We start from the raw sequence: 17,223 nt of genomic DNA on the forward strand, positions 1-17,223 counted from the left end.
GTTGCTCCTCGCGGCCTTAGAGGCTGCGCTCGACCTTCACTTGGTCAAAGACTTCAATCTTGTCGCCGACCTGGACATCATTGTAGTTCTTCACGCCGATGCCACACTCCATACCGTTGCGCACTTCCTGCACATCGTCTTTGAAGCGGCGCAGCGATTCGAGCTCGCCTTCGTAGATAACAACATCATCACGCAGTACGCGAATCTTCTTATTACGATGCACGCTGCCTTCGATGACCATACAACCAGCGATGGCACCAATCTTCGGCGCGCGGAAGACGTCACGCACTTCGGCCACACCAACGATCTCTTCTTTCCACTCAGGTGCGAGCATACCGCTCATCGCCTGCTTAACTTCGTCGATCAGTTGGTAGATAACGCTGTAGTAGCGCAGATCCAGGCCTTCACGCTCAATGATCTCACGGGCCGCGGCGTCTGCACGGACGTTGAAACCAACCACGATGGCTTCAGACGCTAGCGCCAAGTTGGCATCGGTACCGGTGATACCACCGACACCCGAGGAGACCACGGCCACTTCAACTTCACCGGTAGAGAGCTCTTCCAGGGCGCCTTTGATGGCTTCCAGCGAGCCTTGAACGTCAGCTTTGAGGACGATGTTGACCTTCGCCACTTCGTCTTGGCCCATCTGGCTGAACATGTTCTCCAGCTTGGCTTTCTGCTGACGCGCCAGGCGCACTTCGCGGTATTTACCCTGACGGAAGTTAGCCACTTCGCGGGCTTTCTTCTCGTCGGCAACCACCATGAAGTCATCACCGGCATCCGGCGTTCCGCCTAAGCCTTGAATCTCGACAGGCATCGCCGGGCCAGCCGAATCAACTTGCTGGGCAAGTTCGTTGGTTAGCGCACGAACACGACCGTAGTGCAGACCCGCGAGAACAATATCGCCTTTTTTCAGCGTGCCGTTCTGAACCAGTACGGTAGCCACAGGACCGCGGCCCTTATCCAACCGTGATTCGACGACCACACCTTTACCAGGCGCTTCGGGCACGGCTTTAAGTTCGAGCACTTCGGAGGCCAGCTGAACCGCTTCCAGCAACTCTTCCATGCCTTCACCGGTCTTCGCTGACACATGAACAAACTGCGTGTCACCGCCCCACTCTTCTGAAATCACGCCGTGTTGCGAGAGTTCATTACGAATGCGGTCAAAGTCGGCACCGGTCTTATCGATCTTATTCACCGCGACCACCATGGGTACTTCAGCGGCCTTGGAGTGCTCGATCGCTTCAATGGTCTGAGGCATCACGCCGTCATCGGCGGCTACGACCAGGATAACGACGTCGGTTGCCTTGGCACCACGGGCACGCATGGCGGTAAACGCCGCGTGGCCTGGGGTATCCAGGAAGGTAACGCCGCCGTGCTCATCCTCAACGTGGTAAGCACCGATGTGCTGGGTAATACCGCCAGCTTCGCCAGTAGCTACTTTCGCTTTACGGATGTAGTCCAGCAGCGAGGTTTTACCGTGGTCAACGTGACCCATAACGGTCACAACCGGCGAGCGGGTGATCTCTTCGCCTTCGTAGGAGATGCCTTCCAGCATTTCCGTTTCCAGCGCGTCATCTTTTACCAGCTTCGCCTTGTGACCCATTTCTTCCACAACGATAGCCGCTGTATCTTGGTCAATCGTCTGGTTGATGGTTACCGCTGCGCCCATGTTGAACATGGCTTTAATAACTTCATTCGCCTTGATCGACATTTTGTCAGCCAGCTCAGCAACGCTGATTGACTCAGGGATCGAGACTTCACGCACGATGGGCTGGGTCGGCTTTTGGAAAGCGTGCTTGCCATTGCCGCTTTGGTTGCCACCACGGCGACCGCCGCGACGCTGTTCGGCACGTTTTACCTTCTTACCGCCACCGCCACGTTTACGCTCTTCGCGATCACCACGATCGTCTTCATCGTCACGACCTTTCTTCTTCGCAGCCGCTTTTTTAGGCGGTGCGGTACGACGGTCGGTACGGCCTTCTTTCGGCGGCGCCGGGGGCATATCGTCACCGGACGGCGTGTCGTCGATTTGCAGCTCAGGTACGGGAATCTTCGGCGTTTCTGCTGCTTTTGTCTTGGCTTTTTCTTCCGCTTCTTTACGTGCGGCGTCTTCGGCGGCCTTGGCTTTAGCAGTAGCGGCTTTCTCTTCCGCCTCACGGGCATCACGGGCTTTACGCTCGGCTTCCGCTTCCGCCATATCACCTACCAGTTGGCGCGGGCCAGAGTGCTTAGGCTCAGCAGCTTTCGGCTTCTCACTTTCAGCGCTTTTAACGTAGGTTTTTTTCTTACGTACCTGCACTTCAATAGTTTTGCCGCGCTCGCCCGTTTTAATACGGCTGCGGGTTTTACGGGTCAGCGTAATGCGGTTTTTGCCTGCATCCGTTTCACTGCCACCGTGGCTTTTCTTCAGAAAGCTAAGCAGCTTTTGCTTATCTTCTTCTGACACCGCATCGCCCTCTGAGGCGTGCTGCAAGCCAGCTTCTTTCATCTGTTCCAATAGGCGGGGCACATCACGGCCCACCTTTACTGCAAAATCTTTAACTGTCATATCTGACATAGTGACCCTCCTAAACCCGTGACCTGTTTACTGTGTGTTTGAATCCGATGCGTTATCGTCTTCAAACCAGGGCGCACGGGCAGTCATGATCAGTGCCGCTGCGCGCGCTTCGTCCAACTCCTCGATATCGACCAGATCGTCGACGGACTGCTCGGCGAGATCTTCCATTGTAACGATACCGCGGCTGGCCAGGATGAAGGCCAGGTGGCGCTCCATGCCGTCCATTTCCAGCAGATCTTCTGCCGGTTGGGCACCGTCTAGCGCTTCTTCCGAGGCAATCGCCATCGTCAGCAGCTCGTCTTTCGCACGTGCACGCAACTCTTCTATCAACGCTTCATCGAACTCTTCGATTTCCAGCATCTCTTCAAGCGGCACGTAAGCAACTTCTTCCAGGGTGGTAAACCCTTCTTCTACCAACAGGCGGGCAACGTCTTCGTCCACTTCTAAATGCTGCACGAAAGAGTCCACCAAGCTGTCAATCTCTTGCTCGCGCTTAGACTCAGCTTCGTCTTCGGTCATGACGTTGATACGCCAGCCAGTCAGCTCTGAGGCTAAGCGAACGTTCTGCCCACTACGACCAATCGCCTGTGCGAGATTATCCTGAGCCACCGCGACGTCCATTGCGTGGGCGTCTTCGTCCACTAGAATAGACGCTACGTCGGCAGGCGCCATGGCGTTAATCACCAGCTGAGCGGGGTTATCGTCCCACAGCACGATATCGACACGCTCGTTTTGTAACTCGGACGATACGGCCTGAACGCGAGAACCGCGCATACCCACGCAGGCGCCAACAGGATCGATGCGGCGGTCGTTGGTTTTCACGGCAATTTTAGCCCGTGAACCTGGATCGCGGGCGGCGCCCTTAATTTCGATGAGCTGCTCGGCAATTTCCGGCACTTCAATTTTGAATAGCTCAATAATGAAGTCAGGGCTGGTGCGCGATAGCTGAAGCTGGGCACCGCGAGCGTCTGGATCAACTTTAACCAGCAACGCACGAACGCGTTCGTTCATGCGGTAGCGTTCGCCGTGAATCATCTCGTTACGCGGCAAAAAGGCTTCGGCGTTTTCGCCCAAATCAATGATCAGCCCGTCGCGGGTCGTCTTTTTGACGATACCTGCCACCAGCTCGCCTTCGCGATCAGCGTACTGGCGTACGACTTCGGCGCGCTCAGCTTCACGCACTTTTTGCACAATCACCTGTTTGGCCGTTTGCGCAGCAATGCGTCCAAACACAGCGTTTTCAATCTTTTGCTCGACAACATCGCCTAGCTTCAGCGGCGGGTCACGCTGCTCGGCGATAGTTTCTTTAATTTCGTAATCAGGCGTTTCAAACTCGTCGTCTTCGACAACGGTCCAAATGCGGAATGTATCGTAATCGCCTGTGCGTCGGTCGATATGCACCCGCACGTTGGCTTCTTCTTGATCAAAGCGTTTACGTGACGCGCTCGCCAACGCGGCTTCTACCGCTTCAAAAATAACATCGCGGGGAACGCCTTTTTCGTTAGAGATCGCGTCCACGACCATTAAAATTTCTTTACTCATGCGTCTGCCTCGCCAGAAAACCTGTCCTTTTGTGCATCACCCCGGCAACCGCCGGATGCCGCCACCCGTTTAATCCTCGAACTGCGGGACAACCTGCGCAGAATCGATGCTTTCGATGGGGAAGCAGTACTCTTCACCATCCAGCTGTAGCAGCACTTCATCACCGTCAACACCGGCGAGAAGCCCTTGATACTTGCGCCGTCCATCAAAAGCAACCCGCAGCTTGAGCGCGACCTGGTGGCCTTGATAACGGATGAAGTGATCCAGGGTATACAAGGGGCGCGCCATGCCGGGGGAAGAAACTTCCAGCCGGTATTCGCCAGGGATGGGATCTTCTACATCCATGACGGCACTGACTTGGCGACTGATATCAGCGCAATCCTGCACGCTAACACCATTTTCGTGCTCAATATAAATCACTAGCCGCGAGTGCTTACCCTGGGAGATATGGTCGATACCCCATAGCTCAAAGCCCATGGCGGCAACGACAGGTTCGATAAGCGCGTGAAGCGCAGCGTGTTTTGTGGCCACAGACAAAGCTCCTATAGCCGTTGCATCAGGCACCTGGCCAGGAGTTAAAAGAAAAGCTAGGTGGCTGATTGGCGTTACCCGGAAATGTGCCTCTGGCTACTCGGAAAACATCCGCTCTTGAGACACGCTTGGCTCGCAAAAAGCTTTAACAAAAAGCGATTAAAAAACTTTGTTCGCAAAACCTTAACGAAAAAGCTACTAACAAAAAGCCCCTTCACTGGAAGGGGCTTTTTGAAAGAAACCTGTAATACCACATCAACATCAGGCTTCGGCGTTCTTGCCGTTTTAAAGCTCAGTGTAGATCGCTTTAAAACATAAACCATGGTGCTAATTAAATGGTAGCGGGGACCGGATTTGAACCGATGACCTTCGGGTTATGAGCCCGACGAGCTACCAGACTGCTCCACCCCGCATCAATCTAGGTCGACGATAATAGACACTTGAAGGACTTACGTCAAGAACTCATTTTCAAGAACTTGCTTCAAGTACTGTTTCCGTCTCAGGTGCCAACCCCTGCTTTCTTTTACAAAAGCGTTTTGGGAAAAGCTCTGGAAAGCTGATTAATCAGCAAAACAGATGGTGCCGAAGGCGGGACTTGAACCCGCACGACCATACGGTCACTACCCCCTCAAGATAGCGTGTCTACCAATTCCACCACTTCGGCAACAGGGGAGGCTAAAGAAAACAACATCAATACGTTATTCGCTGCTTTCCTCTAGCACTGGCGCGGTATTATCCATACTTGCAGGCTCGTCGTCAAGCGTTGGGATGTTCCGCTGCTGCTCGATGAGGCGAGAGTCAGGAATACCTGCTTCTGGTGCTTGGCTCGCCTGGGTTGCGAAGTAAGCAAGCGCCATAGAGGTAACGAAGAAACCCGCCGCTAACAGTGCTGTAGTGCGGGACAAGAAGTTGCCGCTACCTCGCGAACCAAAAACGGTTTGCGATGCACCACCACCAAAGGCGGCTCCCGCTTCGGCACCTTTACCCTGCTGAAGCAGGATGAGTACAACCAAGGCGATCGCAATCACCACGTGAACCATAAGAATTGCAACTTGCATGGCGTTATCCTGCTGACTGACAAATGGCGTAAAAATCGTTGGTTTTGAGCGAAGCGCCGCCCACTAAACCACCGTCGATATCCGGCTGTGCGAGTAGCTCAGCCGCATTACTTGCGTTCATGCTGCCGCCGTATAGCAGCTTAAGCTGCTCGGCAAGCGAGGAATCAAACCCAGCCTGATAGGCGCGAATGCCCGCCATCACCTCTTGGGCCTGCTCAGGGGTAGCCGTGCGCCCGGTGCCAATGGCCCATACCGGCTCGTAGGCAATAACAACGTGAAGGCGTTGGGCAGGTTCCAAACGAGCCATTACATGACCAACTTGGCGGAGCACGATATCCATCGTATTGCCCGCATCACGCTCTTCAAGAGTTTCGCCAACGCAAAGAATCGGTGTTAGGCCGACATCCAAAGCAGCCACCAAGCGATCAAACACCTGCTCATCGGTTTCGCGATAGAGCTTGCGACGCTCTGAGTGGCCGACCAGCACGTAGCCAACCTCAAACTCTTTCAGCATCCGCCCGCTAATTTCACCCGTGTGCGCCCCAGAGTGCTGGGGGTTGAGCGTTTGCGCCCCTAATTGCAGCGGCGTGTTTTTAAACGCATGACGGGCCGCATCCAAATACGGAAACGGCGGTATGATAACAACGTCTACATTTGCAGACAGTGTCGCTGCCGCAAAAGCGTCGCCAAACGCTTGAATCAATGCCGTCGAACCGTTCATTTTCCAGTTACCGGCAATTAATGGCGTGCGCATTGACTATCCTCACTCTAGGTGGAGCGAAATGGTATAGGAGCAGCCTTGTCAAGACAACCGCTGTTGGAAGCATCGTGCGGTTTGTTATGCTGCTTACTAATGGGTTCGAAAGTAAGCGAACATCATTTATAATGTAGGCTCCGTTCGCCAAGCTTATCGGATATTTACACACATGCGCCACGATGACGGTCGTAAACTTGATCACAAAACATTAGAAGCCATTCGCGTTCGCGCCGTTCAACGGGTCATGGATGGCGAGAGTCCAGAAGTCGTCATCAAAGCGCTGGGGATGAGCCGAGCACGAATCTATGAATGGCTGGCTGCCTACCGCGAGGGTGGCTTTGACGCGCTCAAGGCCAAGCAGATTTCCGGTCGTCCCAAGAAACTGAGCGGTGCTCAGATCCGGGAGCTGTATATCTGGATAACGACCTTTACGCCGGACCAGTTGAAGTTTGATTTTGCCCTGTGGACTCGGGGCCGAGTGCGTGAGCTCATCCGGCAAAAGTTCAACGTCCGGTTAAGCGATGTCTCGGTCGGTCGTCTGCTTCGAAACCTGGGGCTGACGCCTCAGAAACCCCTGCATCGGGCCTACCAGCAAAAGCCAGAGGCCGTGAAACAATGGAAAGAAGAGACCTACCCGGAAATTCGCAAGGAAGCAAAAAAAGTCGGCGCCACCATCTATTTCGGCGATGAAGCCAGCATTCGGTCTGATTATCACAGTGGCACCACCTGGGCACCCAGGGGTGAAACTCCGATCATCCGTAATACGGGCAGTCGCTTCAGCATCAATCTGATCTCGGCCATCTCGCCTCGCGGCGAGCTTCGCTTTAAGACCATTCAGGGCAACATGAACACCGATGCGTTTCTTGGTTTCCTCAAGGCTCTGGTGCAAGACGTTGACAAGCCGGTTTTCCTGATCCTCGATAACCACCCGGTTCATCATGCTCGTCGGGTTCGAGACTATGTTGAGAGTCTCGACGGCAAGCTCAGGTTGTTCTTCCTGCCGCCGTACTCGCCGGAGCTGAATCCTGACGAGTCTGTTTGGGGCTATATCAAATACCATCACGTCGGTAAAAAGATCATTAACAGCAAAGAACAACTTCGGAGCACTGTTTACCGGCAGCTTCGACGTTTGCAAAAATTGCCACGACTATTGAAATCGTTTTTTGGCCATCCGGATTTGGCTTATATCTCCGGGTAATGTTCGCTTACTTTATTTCGAATTAGTAACTCAACAGCGCCTGCACCTGATTAGCAAGGTGGCTGGCCAGCTTATCCACATCCAGATGGGCGCGACCTTCAACCATTACTCGGATGAGCGGCTCAGTGCCAGAGGGTCTCAATAGAACACGCCCCTGATCGCCCAGCTCTTTCTCAAGGGTGGCAACCGCTTGCTGCAGCGGCTCAGAAGCCATGACCTCTTTAGCACTAGCGCCTTTTGGCAGCCTAACATTCACCAGCGACTGCGGTACTTTCTCCAGCCCTTTAAGCAGCGTGGGCAAGGTTTTTTGTTCGCGCATCATTAGCGCTAACACCTGAAGCGCCGAAACAATACCGTCTCCTGTCGACTGGACATGCCCGCAGACGATATGCCCCGAGGACTCGCCGCCAAGCTCCCACCCCTTTTCAGCCATCATCTCCATCACGAAGCGATCACCGACCTTGGCCCGGGCAAAGGGAATACCTAGCCTTTCCAGCGCCATGGCAAGACCAAAGTTACTCATCAGCGTACCCACTACGCCGCCTTCCAGCAGCCCACGCTCATGACGATCCCGGGCAATCAGGTAAAGAATATCGTCGCCATCCACCTCACGACCATCGGCATCGACCAACAGCAAGCGGTCGCCATCGCCGTCAAAGGCAATGCCTAAATCGGCCGCTTGCTGAATAACTGCCGCCCGCAGCGCTGCAGGGTGGGTAGAACCTACCTGTTGATTAATATTCAGACCGTTCGGAGCCGCCCCGATGACGCTGACATCTGCCCCCAACTCGCGGAACACATTGGGGGCAATGTGATACGTTGCGCCGTGGGCGCAATCGAGCACCACTTTGAGTCCATGCAGGCTTAAACGATCCGGCAACGTGGATTTACAAAATTCAATATAGCGGCCGGCAGCATCCTCAATCCGCGTTGCTTTGCCTAGCGACGCTGCTTCCGCAGTGGTTAGGGGGGCGTCCAGCATTGCCTCAATGCGATCTTCGATCTCATCGGGCAACTTTTTACCTTCTGCAGAGAAGAATTTAATGCCGTTATCGTCAAACGGGTTGTGCGAGGCAGAAATGACAATACCGGCATCCGCACGAAAGGTCCGCGTCAGATAGGCAATACCAGGCGTTGGCATTGGCCCTAAGAGGGATACATCTACCCCCGCCGCTGAAAGCCCTGCCTCCAGCGCGGACTCAAACATATAGCCAGAGATACGTGTATCTTTACCAATTAAGACGCGCGTGCGACCTTTTTCGCGACGCAGCACTTGCCCCACAGCCCAGCCCAGCTTGAGCATGAAATCGGCGGTAATCGGTGCCTGCCCAACGGTGCCACGAATTCCATCTGTACCAAAATAACGTCGTGTCATGCGCCAGACTCCTTGTTTAACGGCGTTTCACAGCCTTCTTGCAAGACCGCCCACGCCATATTAACGGCATCGACCGTCGGCCCTACATCATGCACGCGTATGATATTAGCCCCACGCTCAACCGCCATGGCCGTTAGCGCAAGCCCACCTGCTAAGCGCTCCTCAACCGGGCGGCCCAATACTTTACCAATCATGCTTTTACGCGACATACCTACCAGCAGGGGCAGCTCTAACGACTGTAGCGCTTCCATATATTTGAGCAAACGCAGATTGTGTTCAACAGTTTTTCCAAAGCCAAAGCCAGGGTCGAGAAGCAGTCGGTTGCGACGTAGCCCCGCCGTTTCACAGGCGGCCACACGCTCAGCCAAATAAGCGACTACTGCACTTTCCACCGGCTGTTCATAGCGGGGTGACTGCTGCATATCTTGGGGTTCGCCCTGACGATGCATCAGGCATACCGGTAAACCGCTGCTCACGGCAGCGGCTAAGGCACCCTCACGCTCTAAGGCGCGCACATCATTAATCATCCCCGCGCCGAGTGCGCTGGCCTCGCGCATGACCACTGGGCTGCTGGTATCGACCGACACCAGCGCATCTAGCTCACGCACCAGCGCCTCTACCACGGGAGACACGCGATCCAGCTCTTCCTGCTCAGAAACGAAGGGCGCACCTGGGCGCGTTGACTCACCGCCAACATCAATCATTACCGCCCCTTCAGCCAGCATGCGCTCCCCATGGCGAAGCGCATCATCCAGCGCAACATGTTGACCGCCGTCAGAGAACGAATCAGGGGTTACATTGAGAATACCCATTACACGGGGAAACGAAAGATCTAGCAAATGGCGCCCACAGCGCAGCTGAAAGGCGCTGCCTGCTGTCTTTAAAGAGTAGGAAGGGTCAACTGTCGATTTCATTCGGTAGCCTGATTAAAAGGAAATGTTGAGGCTTGTTGACCACAGCATAACAAAAAGGCGCCCCATAATGGGACGCCTTTGATAGCACTGACCAAGGTACTTGAGATCCTGGTACTTAGAATCCAGCCATCAAGATCCAGCAGGGCCGCCTAACGGATCAGAGGGACGGCGACGAGGTTCATCGTCATCTTCTTCACCGTCATCTTTGGCCGAGGTGCCATCGACCGGCGCATCAGCGTTGGCTTCGGGCTTCTCATCATTGACAGGCATGCCACCGCCTGAGGAATCACCATCATCCCAGCCTTCCGGTGGGCGAGGGTCACGACCTTCCATAATATCTTTCAGCTGGTGAGCATCAATGGTTTCAAACTTCATTAACGCTTCAGCCATGGCGTCTAACTTATCGCGATTATCATGCAGAATCTGACGCGCTTGCTCGTAGCATTCGTCAATAATCTTGCGCACTTCTTTATCAAGACGCGTGGTTGTTTCGCCAGACTTCAGTTTACCGCCTTGACCAGGACCACCGAGGAACTGATGAGACTCATCCTCGTCGTACATGATCGGGCCCATTGCGTCAGAAAGCCCCCACTTAGCCACCATATTATGGGCAAGCTCTGTGGCACGCTTAATGTCATTCGAAGCACCGGTTGTCACACCGTTAGGACCTAGCGTCATTTCTTCAGCAATACGTCCACCAAACAGTGAGCAAATCTGGCTGAGAATTTGCTGGCGAGAGAGGCTGTAGCGATCCTCTTCCGGCAAGAACATCGTCACCCCCAGCGCACGGCCACGCGGGATGATCGTAACTTTATATACCGGGTCATGCTCGGGCATCACCAAACCGATAATAGCGTGACCTGATTCATGATAGGCCGTATTCAGCTTCTCTTTATCGGTCATCACCATGGATTTACGCTCAGCGCCCATCATAATCTTATCTTTGGCGAGCTCTAGCTCTTCCATAGAAACTAAGCGCTTGTTGCGACGAGCGGCGAAGAGTGCCGCTTCGTTAACCAAGTTCGCTAAATCTGCACCGGAGAAACCAGGGGTACCACGAGCGATCAGCTGCGGCTTCACATCATCGGCCAGCGGCACTTTACGCAGGTGAACACCCAAAATATGCTCGCGACCGCGGATATCAGGCAAACCGACGGTAACCTGACGGTCAAAACGGCCTGGGCGCATTAACGCAGGGTCAAGCACGTCAGGACGGTTAGTCGCGGCGATAACAATAATGCCTTCGTTCGCTTCGAAACCATCCATCTCTACCAGCAGTTGGTTCAGTGTCTGCTCACGCTCGTCGTTACCACCGCCCATACCGGTACCACGAGAGCGGCCAACCGCATCGATTTCATCGATAAAGATAATGCAGGGCGCCTGCTTTTTGGCCTGTTCGAACATATCACGGACACGAGATGCACCCACACCGACGAACATCTCAACAAAGTCAGAGCCGGAGATCGAGAAAAACGGTACTTTTGCTTCGCCCGCAATCGACTTGGCCAGCAGCGTTTTACCGGTACCCGGCGGGCCCACCATTAATACGCCGCGGGGAATGGTGCCACCCAGGCGCTGGAACTTAGTGGGGTCGCGCAGGAAGTCGACCAGCTCTTCAACCTCTTCCTTCGCTTCGTCACAGCCCGCCACGTCAGCAAAGGTCGTTTTAATCTGATCTTGAGAGAGCAGTTTCGCCTTGGATTTACCAAAGCTCATCGGGCCGCCTTTACCGCCGCCAGCGCCACCCTGCATTTGGCGCATAAAGAACATGAAGATAGCCAGAATCAGCAGAATCGGGAAGCTGGCAATCAGCAAGCGCATCCAGATGCTTTGTTGCTCGGGCTCTTTACCAACAACGGTGACGTTGTTGCTCAACAGATCGTCCATTAGCTTAGGGTCTTCTGCCGCAGGACGAATAGTTTGAAACTGCGACCCATCCGTGCGCTCACCGGTGATGGTATAGCCATCAATTGTGACGCTACGCACCTGTTGATTTTGCACCTGCTGCACAAACTGTGAGTAGTTAGTCGCTTGCGGTGCGCTTTCCGTACTGAAATTATTGAACACTGTCAGCAGAACGGCCGCGATGACCAACCACAGAATCAGGTTCTTCGCCATATCATTCAAGGGGCTACCCTCATTACAAGAATCCGTCAGTTAACCGTCAATACTCAGACATTACACTAGAGCTTAACGTTCAACCATTGCCAAAGCACATATGGCTTTGGGCCATCTGTGTCACGTTCGTCCAATATGCACAATGTGACACACCTACGTCTGCCTGTCTGGCAATCGAGGTGATAAAACTTTGCTATCGCGCCAATGAGCCATGCTGCTGGCTAGCCACGAAACCCCTCCGCCAGGAAATACACTTCACGAGAACGCGCCCTGGAGGCATCAGGCTTACGCGTCACCACCCGATTAAAACTTCCCCGCAGCTCTTTCAAATAAGCGTCAAAGCCTTCTCCCTGGAACACCTTAGCCAGGAAGCGCCCGCCGGGAGGTAAGGTTTCACGGGCAAGCTCTAAGGCTAATTCTACCAGATACATGGCCTGAGGCTGGTCAATCGCTGCCATACCACTCATATTGGGGGCCATATCGGACATCACAAGATCTACCGGGCGATTTCCCAGGCGCTCAAGAATCGCATTAAGCACCTGCTCTTCGGTAAAGTCGCCCTGAATAAAATCCACACCCGCTAACGCATCCATTTCCAGTATATCAGAGGCAATGACCACGCCTTCCGGCCCGACTTTTTCTGCGGCAATTTGACTCCACCCGCCGGGCGCCGCGCCTAAATCGATCACCGTCATGCCTGGGCGAAAAAGCTTGTCCTTTTCGTCTAACTCTAACAGTTTATAGCTCGCCCGGGAGCGATAGCCATCCTGCCAGCTTTGCTTTACATACTGGTCGTCAAAATGTTCCTTCTTCCAGTTATTGCTGGTCTTACTCACTGAGTGTTTACGGCTTTGGGGCTTTTGCTGCATGTGGGAATCTAACACTGAATAGAAGAGATGGGCGCATTGACGTGATCGCTTTCACTTAACGGCATTTCACCGTAAGATGGAACGTTAAGCGCTAACCGGGATACCGCAAGATACCATGAGCTTGTCACAGGCACAAAAGAAAGCATTTCGTAGCATTGGCCACCATCTGAACCCGGTGGTTACCGTTTCTGAAAACGGCGTCTCCGAAAATCTGCTCGCAGAACTCAACCGCGCGCTCAATGATCACGAGCTGATTAAAGTAAAGCTCGCTTTGCCCGAGCGCGACGACCGCGCTGCAATGATCAGCGAGCTGCTGGCCGACAGCAAGGCCGAGCTCGTGCAAACCATTGGCAAAATGGCGCTACTTTACCGCCGCAACCCTAAGGCGAACCCAAAGCTCTCTAACGTTACGCGTTTCGAAGACCACCATGGTCGGCACTAGAGCTTGCTCAACGCCTAATCGCGACGAGCGGCGTTAAATGCAAAAAGCCCGAGACAGTTAACTGTCTCGGGCTTTTTTACTGCCTCTTTTCAGCGACCAAGGCGCGGGCGCAATTAACGCCCGCAGTGGCATTGAGCTAGAGGTGTTCTACGCTTTCAATTTCATACTCAACATCTCCACCGGGGGTTTTCACCACCACGATGTCGCCCTCTTCTTTACCAATCAGCGCGCGGGCAATCGGTGACGTTACGGAAATGCGACCCTCTTTAATATTGGCCTCATCTTCACCCACGATGCGGTAGGTTACGCTAGCATCGCTATCCAGATTTAGCAGCTCGACGGTAACGCCGAAAATTACCTTGCCAGTTTTAGGCAGTTTCGTTACGTCGATTACCTGTGCACCAGAAAGCTTGCTCTCAATTTCCTGAATACGGCCTTCAATAAACCCCTGCTGCTCACGGGCAGCGTGATACTCAGCGTTCTCCTTAAGATCGCCATGCTCACGCGCCTCTGCGATAGCAGCAATCACTTGAGGACGCGCCTCACCCTTCAAGTGAGCCAGCTCATCACGAAGGCTTTTCTCTCCCGCTACCGTCATCGGGACTTTGTTCATTGCGTTGCTCCTGCATGCAGATCCTGAAGGCGCCGCACCGTAATCTCCCTACCGTACTCAAGCGCCATGCAAACAGCATTAGCGCCCGCCAAGGTGGTCGCATAGGGCACCTTGCGCGCGAGAGCAGTACGGCGAATGACCGAAGAGTCGTTAATCGCCTGACGACCTTCGGTAGTGTTCACAATGTAGGCGATTTCGTCGTTCTTGAGCAGATCGACGATATGGGGACGGCCTTCGTAGACTTTATTGACGTGCTCCACGTCGAGTCCGGCAGCTTCAAGCGCCGCTGCCGTTCCGCGCGTTGCACAAAGTGTAAAGCCCAATGTTAGCAGAGAACGGGCGACTTCGATAATCCCCTGCTTGTCCGGCTCACGCACCGAGAGAAACGCTTTACGGTCGCCCTCTAGCGCGGGAATTGCCTCACCTGCACCTAGTTGCGCCTTGAAGAAGGCTTCGGCAAAAGTATCGCCTGATCCCATGACCTCACCGGTCGACTTCATCTCGGGCGAGAGAATCGGGTCTACGCCCTGGAACTTGTTGAACGGGAAAACCGCTTCTTTGACGCTATAGAAGTGCGGCACGATTTCACGCTCGAAACCCTGCTCGGCCAACGTTGTACCGGCCATGCAGCGGGCGGCAATTTGTGCCAACGACGTGCCAATGCACTTGGACACAAACGGCACCGTACGTGAGGCACGGGGGTTCACCTCGATCACGTAGATCTCGCCATCCTGCCAGGCCAGCTGCACGTTCATTAAACCTTTGACGCCCAGCTCCACAGCCATCTGTTTAACTTGGTCGCGCATCGCATCCTGCACATCGGCAGGCAGCGAGTAAGGCGGCAGTGCGCAGGCGGAGTCGCCGGAGTGAACGCCTGCTTGCTCGACGTGCTGCATGATGCCGCCGATCACCACCTGCTGACCATCCGAGACGGCATCAATATCGACCTCTACCGCGGCACTCAAGAAGTGATCCAGCAGCACCGGAGAGTCGTTAGAGACTTTCACCGCGTGGGTCATGTAATTTTCAAGCTCAGAGGCGTCGTAGACAATTTCCATCGCACGGCCACCCAGTACGTAACTGGGGCGAACCACGAGCGGATAGCCAATCGCTTCTGCCTTAGAAAACGCTTCTTCAAAGCTGCGCGCCGTGGCGTTGGGTGGCTGCTTCAGGCCTAACTTATCGATCATCACCTGGAAGCGCTCGCGATCTTCGGCGCGGTCAATGGCATCCGGCGTGGTGCCAATAATCGGCACGCCTGCGGCTTCCAACTCGCGGGCCAATTTCAGCGGGGTTTGGCCGCCAAACTGCACAATCACGCCCACCGGCTTCTCTTTGTCGGCGATTTCGAGCACGTCTTCCAGCGTCACCGGCTCAAAGTAGAGGCGATCAGAGGTGTCGTAGTCAGTAGAAACGGTTTCCGGGTTGCAGTTGACCATGATGGTTTCGTAGCCGTCGTCGCGCATGGCGAAGGCGGCGTGAACACAGCAGTAGTCAAACTCAATGCCCTGGCCGATACGGTTCGGGCCACCGCCTAGCACCATGATTTTCTGGCGATCCGATACGTCCGCTTCGCACTCTTCTTCGTAAGTGGAATACATATACGCAGTATCGGACGCAAACTCAGCCGCACAGGTGTCCACACGCTTATAGACCGGGCGAATCCCTGCCGCCTGACGGGTTTTGCGGAACTCTTTTTCCGACACGCCCAAGAGCTTGGCCAAGCGCGCGTCGCCAAAGCCCTTGCGCTTAAGCTGGTAAAGCTCACGGGTGGAGAAATCGGACAGCGCCCGCTTGGCCACCGCGTTTTCAGTCAGCACCAGATCTTCCAGCTGGACCAGGAACCATGGGTCGATATTGGTCAGCGCAAATACCTCATCGACGCTCATGCCTGAGCGCATGGCATCCGCCACGTAGAAGATACGCTCGGCACCGGCGGCCTGCAGCTCGCCCTGAATGATCGCCATATTGTCCGGCGTGAAATCAGTGATGATGGGGTCAAGGCCATCGTTACCGGTTTCCAGGCCGCGCAGGGCTTTCTGCAGCGACTCTTGGAAGGTACGGCCAATCGCCATCACCTCGCCCACCGACTTCATTTGTGTCGTCAGGCGGTCGTTAGCCTGGGGGAACTTCTCGAAGGTGAAGCGCGGGATTTTGGTGACGACGTAATCGATGGACGGCTCAAACGATGCCGGTGTACGACCACCGGTAATATCGTTCTGCAGCTCATCCAGGGTATAACCCACCGCCAGCTTCGCGGCGATTTTAGCAATCGGGAAACCGGTCGCTTTTGATGCCAGCGCAGAGGAGCGAGATACGCGGGGATTCATCTCGATAACCACCAAGCGACCGGTTTTCGGGTCCATACCAAACTGTACGTTGGAGCCGCCTGTCTCCACGCCGATTTCACGCAGTACCGCGAGGCTCGCGTCCCGCATGATCTGGTACTCTTTATCGGTCAGCGTTTGCGCAGGGGCCACGGTAATCGAGTCGCCGGTGTGTACGCCCATGGGATCGAAGTTTTCAATCGCGCAGACGATAATGCAGTTATCGTTTTTGTCGCGCACCACTTCCATTTCGTACTCTTTCCAACCCAGCAGCGACTCATCAATCAGCAGCTCGTGGTTATTGGAAAGTTCGAAACCGCGGGTGCAGATCTCTTCGAACTCTTCCTTGTTGTACGCCACGCCGCCGCCGGAGCCGCCCATGGTGTAGGAAGGACGAATAATGGTCGGGAAGCCCAGCTCTGCCTGAATCTCCCACGCCTCATCCATGGTGTGCGCCACTTTGGCTTTCGGGCACTCAAGGCCGATGCGCTTCATGGCTTGGTCAAACAGGTCGCGGTCTTCGGCCATATTAATGGCATCGGCATTCGCGCCAATCATCTCAACGCTGTACTTGGCCAACACGCCGTGCTTTTCAAGATCTAGCGCGCAGTTCAGCGCGGTTTGGCCGCCCATGGTCGGCAGAATGGCATCGGGGCGCTCAGCTTCAATGATTTTCTCAACCGCCTGCCACGTAATCGGCTCGATGTAAGTGGCATCGGCCATGGCGGGGTCGGTCATGATGGTGGCCGGGTTGGAGTTGACCAAAATAACCCGGTAACCCTCTTCACGCAGCGCTTTACACGCCTGGGCGCCAGAGTAGTCGAATTCGCAGGCCTGGCCGATGACAATCGGGCCAGCGCCAATGATAAGAATGCTGTTGATATCGGTACGCTTAGGCATAACGGTTCCCGCAAAAAGT

General features: G+C 54.6%; 14 protein-coding genes and 2 tRNA genes. 3 read left to right on the forward strand and 13 right to left on the reverse strand.

The window, feature by feature from the left end:
- Positions 1-16: 16 nt before the first annotated feature.
- The 3 genes from infB to rimP all read right to left on the reverse strand — a co-directional run bounded on the left by infB (position 17) and on the right by rimP (position 4,633).
- Positions 17-2,560, reverse strand: coding sequence for a translation initiation factor IF-2 (infB, locus tag LOS15_RS12370; RefSeq protein ID WP_263066271.1), 2,544 nt, complete (start codon positions 2,558-2,560; stop codon positions 17-19).
- Positions 2,561-2,587: 27 nt separating this feature from the next.
- Positions 2,588-4,102, reverse strand: coding sequence for a transcription termination factor NusA (nusA, locus tag LOS15_RS12375; RefSeq protein WP_263066272.1), 1,515 nt, complete (start codon positions 4,100-4,102; stop codon positions 2,588-2,590).
- Positions 4,103-4,171: 69 nt separating this feature from the next.
- Positions 4,172-4,633: a ribosome maturation factor RimP gene (gene rimP / locus LOS15_RS12380; protein ID WP_263066273.1), complete on the reverse strand. Its 462-nt coding sequence runs from the start codon at positions 4,631-4,633 to the stop codon at positions 4,172-4,174.
- A 60-nt stretch (positions 4,634-4,693) separates the two neighbouring features.
- Between rimP and LOS15_RS12385 the strand changes: the two genes are divergently transcribed.
- Positions 4,694-4,951, forward strand: a complete 258-nt coding sequence (locus LOS15_RS12385) for a hypothetical protein (RefSeq protein ID WP_263066274.1) — start codon at positions 4,694-4,696, stop codon at positions 4,949-4,951.
- An 18-nt stretch (positions 4,952-4,969) separates the two neighbouring features.
- Here the strand turns inward: LOS15_RS12385 and LOS15_RS12390 are convergent.
- The 4 genes from LOS15_RS12390 to tpiA all read right to left on the reverse strand — a co-directional run bounded on the left by LOS15_RS12390 (position 4,970) and on the right by tpiA (position 6,445).
- Positions 4,970-5,046: transfer RNA gene (locus LOS15_RS12390), tRNA-Met, on the reverse strand.
- A 164-nt stretch (positions 5,047-5,210) separates the two neighbouring features.
- Positions 5,211-5,297, reverse strand: a tRNA-Leu gene (locus LOS15_RS12395).
- A gap of 34 nt (positions 5,298-5,331) precedes the next feature.
- Entirely contained in the window at positions 5,332-5,691 is a 360-nt protein-coding gene (secG, locus tag LOS15_RS12400; RefSeq protein WP_263066275.1) for a preprotein translocase subunit SecG, read from the reverse strand.
- A gap of 4 nt (positions 5,692-5,695) precedes the next feature.
- On the reverse strand, positions 5,696-6,445 hold the full coding sequence (gene tpiA, locus LOS15_RS12405; RefSeq protein WP_263066276.1) for a triose-phosphate isomerase: 750 nt from the start codon (positions 6,443-6,445) through the stop codon (positions 5,696-5,698).
- Positions 6,446-6,617: 172 nt separating this feature from the next.
- On the opposite strand from tpiA, the gene LOS15_RS12410 reads away from it, so the two are divergent.
- Positions 6,618-7,646 carry an IS630 family transposase gene (locus LOS15_RS12410; protein ID WP_054645368.1) on the forward strand — a complete coding sequence of 343 codons (1,029 nt, stop codon included), beginning with the start codon at positions 6,618-6,620 and terminating at the stop codon, positions 7,644-7,646.
- Positions 7,647-7,668: 22 nt separating this feature from the next.
- On the opposite strand, the gene glmM is transcribed toward LOS15_RS12410, so the two are convergent.
- The 4 genes from glmM to rlmE all read right to left on the reverse strand — a co-directional run bounded on the left by glmM (position 7,669) and on the right by rlmE (position 12,922).
- Positions 7,669-9,021 carry a phosphoglucosamine mutase gene (gene glmM / locus LOS15_RS12415; RefSeq protein WP_263066277.1) on the reverse strand — a complete coding sequence of 451 codons (1,353 nt, stop codon included), beginning with the start codon at positions 9,019-9,021 and terminating at the stop codon, positions 7,669-7,671.
- A complete protein-coding gene (folP, locus tag LOS15_RS12420) occupies positions 9,018-9,935 on the reverse strand; it encodes a dihydropteroate synthase (protein ID WP_263066278.1) in 918 nt (305 codons plus the stop codon). Before folP ends, glmM begins: the two co-directional genes overlap by 4 nt.
- A gap of 129 nt (positions 9,936-10,064) precedes the next feature.
- The gene (gene ftsH / locus LOS15_RS12425) at positions 10,065-12,062 is read right to left on the reverse strand and encodes an ATP-dependent zinc metalloprotease FtsH (protein WP_263066279.1); all 1,998 of its coding nucleotides are present in this window, start codon (positions 12,060-12,062) and stop codon (positions 10,065-10,067) included.
- Between the two features lie 212 nt (positions 12,063-12,274).
- Entirely contained in the window at positions 12,275-12,922 is a 648-nt protein-coding gene (gene rlmE, locus LOS15_RS12430; RefSeq protein WP_263066280.1) for a 23S rRNA (uridine(2552)-2'-O)-methyltransferase RlmE, read from the reverse strand.
- Positions 12,923-13,037: 115 nt separating this feature from the next.
- Here rlmE and yhbY point away from each other — a divergent pair, with 115 nt between their 5' ends.
- Positions 13,038-13,364: a ribosome assembly RNA-binding protein YhbY gene (yhbY, locus tag LOS15_RS12435; protein WP_263066281.1), complete on the forward strand. Its 327-nt coding sequence runs from the start codon at positions 13,038-13,040 to the stop codon at positions 13,362-13,364.
- A gap of 136 nt (positions 13,365-13,500) precedes the next feature.
- On the opposite strand, the gene greA is transcribed toward yhbY, so the two are convergent.
- Positions 13,501-13,977: a transcription elongation factor GreA gene (greA, locus tag LOS15_RS12440; protein WP_263066282.1), complete on the reverse strand. Its 477-nt coding sequence runs from the start codon at positions 13,975-13,977 to the stop codon at positions 13,501-13,503.
- Positions 13,974-17,204 carry a carbamoyl-phosphate synthase large subunit gene (gene carB, locus LOS15_RS12445; RefSeq protein WP_263066283.1) on the reverse strand — a complete coding sequence of 1,077 codons (3,231 nt, stop codon included), beginning with the start codon at positions 17,202-17,204 and terminating at the stop codon, positions 13,974-13,976. The genes greA and carB overlap by 4 nt, the downstream gene beginning before the upstream one ends.
- Between the last annotated feature and the right edge of the window lie 19 nt (positions 17,205-17,223).

It is taken from the genome of Halomonas sp. 7T (assembly GCF_025643255.1).
Lineage (GTDB): Bacteria > Pseudomonadota > Gammaproteobacteria > Pseudomonadales > Halomonadaceae > Vreelandella.

Coding starts and splice junctions, on each gene's coding strand:
- greA (WP_263066282.1), bottom strand. CDS start 13,977: ATGAACAAAGTCCCGATGACGGTAGCGGGAGAGAAAAGCCTTCGTGAT.
- tpiA (WP_263066276.1), bottom strand. CDS start 6,445: ATGCGCACGCCATTAATTGCCGGTAACTGGAAAATGAACGGTTCGACG.
- glmM (WP_263066277.1), bottom strand. CDS start 9,021: ATGACACGACGTTATTTTGGTACAGATGGAATTCGTGGCACCGTTGGG.
- rlmE (WP_263066280.1), bottom strand. CDS start 12,922: ATGCAGCAAAAGCCCCAAAGCCGTAAACACTCAGTGAGTAAGACCAGC.
- carB (WP_263066283.1), bottom strand. CDS start 17,204: ATGCCTAAGCGTACCGATATCAACAGCATTCTTATCATTGGCGCTGGC.
- yhbY (WP_263066281.1), top strand. CDS start 13,038: ATGAGCTTGTCACAGGCACAAAAGAAAGCATTTCGTAGCATTGGCCAC.
- nusA (WP_263066272.1), bottom strand. CDS start 4,102: ATGAGTAAAGAAATTTTAATGGTCGTGGACGCGATCTCTAACGAAAAA.
- LOS15_RS12410 (WP_054645368.1), top strand. CDS start 6,618: ATGCGCCACGATGACGGTCGTAAACTTGATCACAAAACATTAGAAGCC.
- infB (WP_263066271.1), bottom strand. CDS start 2,560: ATGTCAGATATGACAGTTAAAGATTTTGCAGTAAAGGTGGGCCGTGAT.
- secG (WP_263066275.1), bottom strand. CDS start 5,691: ATGCAAGTTGCAATTCTTATGGTTCACGTGGTGATTGCGATCGCCTTG.
- folP (WP_263066278.1), bottom strand. CDS start 9,935: ATGAAATCGACAGTTGACCCTTCCTACTCTTTAAAGACAGCAGGCAGC.